This is a genomic window from Longimicrobium sp. (assembly GCF_036280135.1).
In the GTDB taxonomy this organism is placed as follows: domain Bacteria; phylum Gemmatimonadota; class Gemmatimonadetes; order Longimicrobiales; family Longimicrobiaceae; genus Longimicrobium.
Genome location: NZ_DASURI010000095.1, coordinates 1 through 8,171 on the forward strand (window position 1 = coordinate 1; position 8,171 = coordinate 8,171).

4 protein-coding genes and 1 pseudogene are annotated in these 8,171 nt (G+C 76.9%); all 5 read left to right on the top strand.

The features are described 5' to 3' along the window. Window positions 1–795: pseudogene (locus VFZ20_RS03085) on the top strand (hypothetical protein); the annotation flags it as partial. Between the two features lie 23 nt (window positions 796–818). Beyond that, window positions 819–2,858: a hypothetical protein gene (locus VFZ20_RS03090; RefSeq protein ID WP_329682359.1), complete on the top strand. Its 2,040-nt coding sequence runs from the start codon at window positions 819–821 to the stop codon at window positions 2,856–2,858. After that, window positions 2,747–4,504, top strand: a complete 1,758-nt coding sequence (locus VFZ20_RS03095; RefSeq protein WP_329682360.1) for a hypothetical protein — start codon at window positions 2,747–2,749, stop codon at window positions 4,502–4,504. The genes VFZ20_RS03090 and VFZ20_RS03095 overlap by 112 nt, the downstream gene beginning before the upstream one ends. An 89-nt stretch (window positions 4,505–4,593) precedes the next feature. Next, window positions 4,594–6,006 carry a hypothetical protein gene (locus tag VFZ20_RS03100; RefSeq protein ID WP_329682361.1) on the top strand — a complete coding sequence of 471 codons (1,413 nt, stop codon included), beginning with the start codon at window positions 4,594–4,596 and terminating at the stop codon, window positions 6,004–6,006. Window positions 6,007–6,342: 336 nt separating this feature from the next. Beyond that, complete coding sequence (locus VFZ20_RS03105; RefSeq protein ID WP_329682362.1) at window positions 6,343–7,995, top strand: hypothetical protein; 1,653 nt, start codon at window positions 6,343–6,345, stop codon at window positions 7,993–7,995. Window positions 7,996–8,171: the final 176 nt, after the last annotated feature.

Here is an 8,171-nt window from a genome sequence, read left to right on the forward strand (position 1 = left end):
CCGGACCTGCGGGCGGTGGCCCGCTGGCTGGGGCGGCTGTGCCTGCTGGAGGGCGTCCCCTTTCCGCACCTGGTGCCGGACCCGGCCGTGCTGCCGCCGGAGTCCCTCCGCTTCTTCTACCTGGACCGCGGCTGGATCGAGGCCGCCGTGGACGGCGCGCTCTCCGTGGGGAGCGCCACCGGGCGCGACCGCATGGTCTCCGACGCGCTGTACACGGACGTGCGCGACGCCGCCCTGCGCGCCGCGGCGGCCCTTCGCGGCGGCGAGCCCGCGGACGGCGGCGACGCCTCGTCCGCCGCCGGCGCCCCCGCGTTCCCCCCGCGGTGCGCGGGGCTGCTGCTGCGCTCCGCGCTCGTGAGCGGGTGGCCGGGGCTTTCCGTCCGCGGGCTGGCCGGGAGCGAGCCCCTTTCCGTGCTGCGGATGGAGCGCCTCTCCGGGAGCGTGCTCCTGTGCCTGTGGGCCGGCGTCCCCGACGCCGTGGAGCTCGCCGAGCCGCAGCAGGGGCTGCGCTTCGGGCTGGACGCGGAGGGCAAGGTGCGGCTGCGCGCGGTCGCCGGCCCCGTCGGCCGGCCGCTGGGCGACGCTGTCCTGGACGTGGCGGGCACCCCGGGAATGCTGCGCGCGGGCCGCACCCTGGACCTGCGCCCGGGCACCGGCACGGGGCTGCTCGCCGCCCTGGCCGCCCGGCTGGGGCCCGGCGCCTCCGCGGCCGGCCCCCGCCCCACCCCGGCCGAGCTGGCCGTCCAGATGCTGCACGCCCCCGCCCGGCTGCGCCTCGCGGCGCCGGCCGCATGACGTCCCCCCATCCCGCGCCGCCCATGCCCGGCAACGACTCCGCGCCCGCGCTGCTGGTCCCCGTCGACGTTTCCGCGATGGTGGTGACCGGGCGGCCGCGCAACTTCCAGCGCTGGACGATGAACTACGGCCAGCTGGCGTACGCCCTTACCCCGGAGCCGGCGCCGTTCCGGCAGGTGGACGACGCGTTCTCCCGCGACGAGGCGAACCTGGGCGTGTACCTGGCGTGGACGCTCCCCGACGCGCTGCGGCGGGGCGCGCGCGACCCGCGGACGGGGGAGATGGTGTTTCCCCCCGTCCCCAACCGCTGGCTCGTCGTCCGCGTCCACGGGGACGGGGACGCCGTGCCGCCCGCCGCCTGGGTGGTGGAGAGCGACTACGTGTGGCCGGCAGACGGGGGCCCGGACGGAACGCCGGCGGACGGGGCGCCCTTCCTGGATCCCGCGCCGGGGCTGGACGCCCCCCGGCCCACGCAGGTGGGCCGCAGGGTGCCCCTGGGCCCCGGGGGGTGGACGGAGCCCGGCCACCCGGCGGGATGGCTGACGGCCGTGGGGCCGGGCAACGTGGCCTTCGCGGCCTTTCAGCCCCACAACCCCAACGTCTTTTCCCTGCACGACGCCCTGGGCACCCTGGGCGTCCCCGACGGCACGCTGAGCTACTTCGTGGCCGGGTGGTACTCGCGCCCGGACGACGACCCGCTGGCGGGCGAGGACCCGGCGCACGGCGCGGAGCCGCTCGCCGCGCGGCTGGCGGCGCTGGGGTGGACGGCGCCGCCCGGGGTGCTGGAGGGCCCGCCTCCCCGCCGCATCCTCTGCCACGGGATGGCGGCCGCCGTGCGGTGGGAGCGGGACGGGGACCTGGCGCCCGCGCTGCCCTGGCCGGGCGGGGTGCGGCTGGCCGTGGGGAACACGGCGGTGGACGCGTTCGCCGCCCTGGTGGACGACGGGGCGGGCGCGGCGGGCGCCCCGCCCGGGGCCGCGGCGCGGCTGGTGGAGGGCGCCCTGCACGACGCGCTCGCCGTGCTGGACCAGCCGGACGGCGACGCGCGCCTGGAGCGCCTCCTCCGGGACGCGTGGTTCGGGTCCAGCCCCTCCGGGAGCCGGTGGGAGGTCGCCGCCGCCGAGCCGCGCCCCGGCGATCCCCCCGCCCCGCCGCCCCCGGCCGCGCGGCGGGCGGCCGAGGCCGCGCTGCTCCGGCCCCTGAACGCCGCGCAGGCGGCGCTGGACGAGGCGCGCCGGCGCCTGGACGCGTTGCGGGCGGATCTGTACGCACTCTGGTGGAAGTCCGTCCGGGCCCCCCGCGTCTTCCAGGAGATCGATCCCGGCCGGTACCCGGCGGGCACGAGCGCGGCGCAGTTCGCCGCCGCGCTGGCGGCCGCGGGCGCGGAGAGCCGCCCGGCCCGGGTGGCCGCGGCCCTGGACGAGGTGGAGCGGCTGGGGGCGGAGGTGGACCGGCGCAAGGACGGGGTCCGCCGCGCCCTGGCGGAGCCGGGCTCCGCCCCGTCGCCAGGGCCCGCGCGGGTTCTGAAGGAGGTCGCGGACGCGCGCTTCTGGAAGGCGGGCGACCCCGTGGTGGTGCTCTCCGGCGCCCGCCATGCCGGGACGCTGCTCCCGCGCGCCGTTCGCGCCTGCCGCACGGTGGACGGGCTGGTGGCGGGGCTGCGGATCGACCTGCCGGGCGGCGGCGCGGCCATCGCCGGGGCGGACGCGGCCCCCGCCCCGCGCCTGCCGCTGGGGGGCCTGCCCCCGGAGGTGGGGCCGCTGCTGCGCGAGTTCGCCCTGCTGGCGCCGGAGAACGCCCCCGTCCTGGCCGCCGCCCTGGGCGTGGGCGGGACCAGGTGCAGGCCGTGCGGGCGGCCGTCCTGGCCCCCCACCCCACCGCGGGCGCGCTTCCCGACCACGACCTGGGCGAGTGGAGCCCGCCCTGGCTGCCGCTCTTCCTGGACTGGGAGGTGCTCTGGTACCCTGTCCCCTTCGGGGCGGACCCGGCCGGGCCCTGGCGCTTTGACGGGCACGACTACGCGCTCACGGCGGTGCCGGACGTGGCGCCGCAGCCGCGGGTGATCCACGGACGCGCCCTCCTGGCCCCCGGCACGGCCGGCCGCCTGCGCGCGCGCATCGGGCAGCTCGCCGGCGAGCGCCCGGACGACACGGGCCTGCGGGCGCTGGACGACGGGATCACCCGCGCCACGGGGTGGGACCTGCTTTCCCAGACGCTCACGGGGCTGCACGAGCAGCTCGCCCTGCGGGACCCCGCCGCCAACCTGGCCCCGGACGGCCGCGCGCCCGTGGATGCCCGGGGACGGACCGTGGCGGACCTCGTGGGGGCGGGGCGGCACGCCGTCCCCCTCCCCGGCGGGGCGAGCGGGTCCCGCGTCGTCTCCACCTTCGAGGGGGTGCGGGCGGGGCAGCTGGTCTTTTCGCGCGTGTCGGTGGTGGACCGGTTCGGGCAGACGGCCGAGGTGGTCACGGACGAGCTCGTGCCCACCTTCGTGCCCGTGCGGGCGCGGGGCGTGGTGGCGTCGCCGCCCCTGCCCGTGGCCGGCACCCCCGTCCAGCTCCCCCCGCGGCTGCTGCAGCCGGCCCGGCTGGCGCTGGGCTTCCTGGCGCCCGACGACGCGCCCGCCGGGGACGCGTCCGGCACCCCCCTCTGCGGATGGCTCGTTCCCAACCACCTGGACCGCGCCCTCACCGTCCACGACGGGGCGGGCGGCATCCTGGGCCAGCTGCGCGCGGCGGCCGGCCCGGGCGGACGCCCCGTCGCGGCATGGGACCCGGCGCCGGGCACCGGCGCGCCCGCCACCGTGGACGCCCTGCGCACCGCGCACCCGCACCTGGGCGGCGCCGTGGCCGCCCTGGCCGCCACGGGCGCGGACGAGCTGGCGCGCTTCCTGGACGTGGTGGACGAGACGCTGTGGAGCGTGGATCCGCTGGAAGAGCGGTCCGACCCGCTGCTGAGCGCCCTGGTGGGGCGCCCCCTGGCCGTGATCCGGGCCTCCGTGGGCGTGGAGGTGCTGGGCGATCCCGTCTCCGACCCCGGCTGGCCCTTTACCTTCGCGCCGCGCCGGGCGCCGTTCACCGGCTACGCGTGGGAGGTGGAGCTGGGCGACGCCCACGACCGGCGGGACGGGCTCATCGGGTACTGGGCGGCGGGATACGACCGCTTCAGCACCGTGCACGCCCCGGCGGACACCTCGACCGGGGGATACCTGCGGCAGATCGGCGCGGGGAACCGGCTCCTGGCGTCGGTGGACGGCGGGCCCGTGCGCGTCACCCTGCTGCTGGACCCGCGGGGGACGGTGAGCGCGCGCTGCGGCCTGCTTCCCTCGCGCGAGCTGGTCCTTCCCCCCGCGTTCGTGCGGGAGCCGCTGCGGGCAATGCAGGCCACCTTCCGCACCGGCCCCCTGCTGACCGTGCTGCGCCCCCCCGCACCCGCCGGGGGAAGCGCCGGATCGCCCGCGCCCCCGGCGAACACCGGTCCGGCCGCCCTGCCGTACCCCCTGCCGGCCCTCCACGGCGCTACCTGGGAGTGGATCGAGCGGCGGGACGAGGGGCCGCCGCTGGTACGCCCCGTCGCCCCCGCGGACGGGCGCGCGGAGCTGCTGGAGCTTCCCGCGTCGCTGCGCGAGGGCGACCTGCGCCTGACGCCCGCACCCGAAGAGCCGCCGCCCGGGGCGTCCCCGCACCCGGACTCCCCGCCGGGCGGCTGATCTACCGGGCACCCGTTCTCCACGCGCCGGCCGGGCGGCCCGCGCGTGGAGCCGGGACGTTGAACTCACACTGAACCGTTGACCATCCCATGTACAGCCTGCGCGTTCTCGCCGTCCGTTCCGCCCTGCTCGCCCTGTTCACCGACGGGGTGGCCGTGGCGCAGACGCCCACCCGCTCCGATCCGCTGCTCACGTACGCGGTCAGTCCGTCGCCCGATCCGCTGGAGGTGTCCCGTCCGGGCACCCTGCGGGTGGTCGTGAGCCACACCGGCCCCGATCCCGTGCGGGTCCGGTCGCTGCTCTTCAGCGTCGCCGTCGGCACGCCGGACCAGCCCGAGGCCGCTGCGCTGATCAACACGGACGATCGCGTGGGCCTTGACGCCCCGGCCGGGTGGGAGTTCACCAGCCTGGGCGAGGGCTCCTTTCGCGCCGCGCCCCGGCCGCCCAGCACCACCCTCGAGATCACGGGGCAGGGGCTGGTGTTCACCCTCAGCAACCTCCCCGTCAATTCCGTGGCCGGCACCACCACGCTCCTCATCACCGAACAGGCAGAGAGCGGGAGCCAGGCCATGGACCGGCGGCAGGTGGTCCTGCCCCTTTCCAAGTTCCCGGAGCGCTTTCGCGCGGGCGACCTGACGGCCTCCCGGACACGGGTGGGGTTCCGCGACACCGTCACGCTCCGGTGGGAGGGCTCCGACGCCGCCTACAGCATCCTCTACGGCAAGGACACGGTGTCCATCGGGCCCCGGACGCGCGCCTGGACCACGCCGCCCCTGGAGCAGTCCACCACGTTCACGCTGGTGGCGCGGGCGCAGGAGGGCGGCTCCACGGTCGAGCACCGCTTTCCCATCACCGTGCAGGTCTCCAATCCCGCGGTGCTGGCGCACGACCTTGCCGTGCAGGGGCCCAGCGTGCTGCAGGGGCCGGTACAGGCGGGGGCGGACCTGCGGGTGGGGACCGACGTGCGCGCGAGCGGGCGCGTCTACGATGCCGGCGGGGTGGTGTTCCCGTCGCGCGGCATCGTCATGTGGGCGGGGAGCGCGGACCAGCTGCCGCAAGGGTGGGTGCTGTGCGACGGCAGGAACGGAACGCCGGACCTGCGCGGCCGGTTCGTGGTGGGCTGGAAGCCCGGCGAAACGGACTACGACAGCATCGGCGAGACAGGCGGCGCCCCGCGGGTCGCGCTCGGCCTGGCGCAGATGCCCGCGCACGCGCACGCCGGGGCAACCGGGCAGGCGGGCTCCCACTCCCACGTCTCCGAGGGGTCCAGCGCCAGCGGCCTGGCCTCGCGTCGCCGGCTGTACCCCGGCCAGACGACCATCGACATGTACTGGGGCGGTGGCAGCGACGCCGATCCCGGGGACGTGCAGTGGCGAGGGACCGTCGAGACGAACTCGAGCGGCAACCACAGCCACCCCTTCACCACCAGCCCGGCCGGCGGCGGCGAGGCCCACGAGAACCGTCCCCCGTACTACGTGCTCGCGTACATCATGAAGCTGTAGGGGGACGACGGAAGCCGCGGCCGCCGGAGCACCCGGCCGGGTGAACGACGTGGCGCTCCGGACGACTCCCGGAGCGCCACGCGGCCGTCCGCCACGGGACCGGAGGCCGGGACGAGCTTCGGCGCGGCGGGAGTGCCCGTCCGCCGGCGGAGCCACGCGGCCGTCACAGGCGGGTCCGGAAGCCGCGCGTCGCGGAAAGGTGGCGCGGGGGGCGGCGTCGTGGCACGTTTGGGAGGAGCGCGGGTCCGTGGCGGCGGCCTTCCGGGGCGCGGCACGGCAGCCACCCGCGTATCCTCCTGCCACCAACCAGCCGCATCCCCGCGAGGAACGGAATCCATGCGCGACGAAGGCCCGGACACGCCGCGGATTCCCGCGGCGGAACTGCCCGAGGGTGCCTACGACCCCGTGGGTCACGTCCGCTACGTGAACCCGGGGGCGGAACAGGGGGCCACGGTGGCGGCCATGGTCTCGTGGCACGAGAGCTTTCACGCCTTCCTGAATGCCAGCACCACCTTCGGGAGCGCGATGATGCTGGCTGGGACCCTGGCAGAGGCGGGGCATCGCGGGTTCGACCGCCTGGTGGCCCACATGGTCGACCTCTCGGTGGAGACGCACGAGTCGTACGCCACCGTCGCGGCGCTCGGGGCCGTCAGCCGCGGGCCGCTGGACGCGGCGCTCATCGCCGGATTTCCCGACTACCGGCGTTACCTGTCCACCTTCCTGGCGCTGTTCGACCCCGCGCGGCCCCGGCTGTCGGTGATGGCGCTGGCCTCGTGCGCCCGCGCCGCCATGCAGACGGACGTCTACGCGCCCCTGCTCCAGCTCCCCGTGGAACACTGGCCCACCCTGGAGTTCCACGAGCGGATGCAGCCGGACCGCCGCCTGCGGGCGATCCTCGACCCGGCCGCCACGGCCGCCGCGCTGGCCGCGATGGACCACGCCATGGCGGCGGACGGAGGCACGCTGGCGCCCCTGGCCGCGCCCGGCGTCACCGCCGAGGAAGAGGCCGAGCGCCTGGGGGCCGCGTCGCTGCGCGAGATGGAGATCCCCACGCGAGCCGCCTTCGAGGCCTTTGCCCGGGCGCTCGAGGAGAAGGGGTATCCCCGGCCGCGGTACGCGCAGCAGAAGGAGGACCTGCCGGCGCTCCTCTCCCGCGTGCAGGCGTTCACGGGACCCACCCCGGGCCGGGAGTGGCAGGTGCCGGCCACGGAGCTGGAAGAAGCCGAGGCCCTGTTCAGCGAGTTTCGCCACGAGGTGCTGGTAGTGGGCGAAACACCCCTCCCGGCGCTGTTCGTGGACGCGCGCACGGTCCAGGACGAGGTGCTCGACGCGTTCGTGCTCACGGCCGGGGAAGCCAGCCACCTGCAGCTGGTGGCCATGCCCACCGCCAAGGCGCGGCACCTGTACCGGCCCGTCGCGCCGGGCGGGCTGCTGGACGGGTGGGACCGGCCGACCCTCACGGGGCTCCGCCGCTGGTGGCCCGGCCGCGGGAGCGACGCGCGGGTGGACTTCCTGGTCGTGGACCGCGCCGGCGCCGACCACCTGGCCCGACGGCACCCGGAGGTCCAGGTGCTGATGATGGTGTCGCTCGCGGCGCTGGACGATCCCGCGTGGGTCGGCGAGTGGTTCGGGGACGGGGGCTCCGTCCCGCGCCTGCTGGTGCTGATCGACGAGGATCCGTTTCAGCTCATCCAGGAGCTGGAGCGGGAAGGCCCCGTGCGGTTCGCGCCGGCCACCGCCCGGCTCACGGAAGGCGCCGACGCGCCCCGCGTGGAGGTCCTGTGCCTGGTGGCGGACGCGCGCCCCGGCATCCTCTACTTCACCCCCGCCAGCGGGCCCTTTCGCCAGGCCTTTCTCGAGGTCATCCTCCGCCGCGACGGCGGAACGCGCCCTGACCCGGACGTCCTCCAGCCCTGGCTCCCCCACCTCGCCGGCGCCCTCCCGCACCTCCTGCGCGAGGAAGGCGTGTTCGGCATGCGCTTCTGGTAGCGCGCCCCTCCCCCATGCTCCCTCCACGCCGGACGAGGGGGATGAGGGACAACGCCCGTGTCGTCCATCTTCCCTAGCGGGCGGGGCTCGCCGCGGCGGAACGACGGCGCTACCATGGGGTCTTCGCCCCTTCGTCCGTCCTTCGGCTTCCCGCGGCCCGGCCATTCATGCGACTC

Coding starts and splice junctions, on each gene's coding strand:
- VFZ20_RS03090 (WP_329682359.1), top strand. CDS start 819: ATGCCCGGCAACGACTCCGCGCCCGCGCTGCTGGTCCCCGTCGACGTT.
- VFZ20_RS03100 (WP_329682361.1), top strand. CDS start 4,594: ATGTACAGCCTGCGCGTTCTCGCCGTCCGTTCCGCCCTGCTCGCCCTG.
- VFZ20_RS03105 (WP_329682362.1), top strand. CDS start 6,343: ATGCGCGACGAAGGCCCGGACACGCCGCGGATTCCCGCGGCGGAACTG.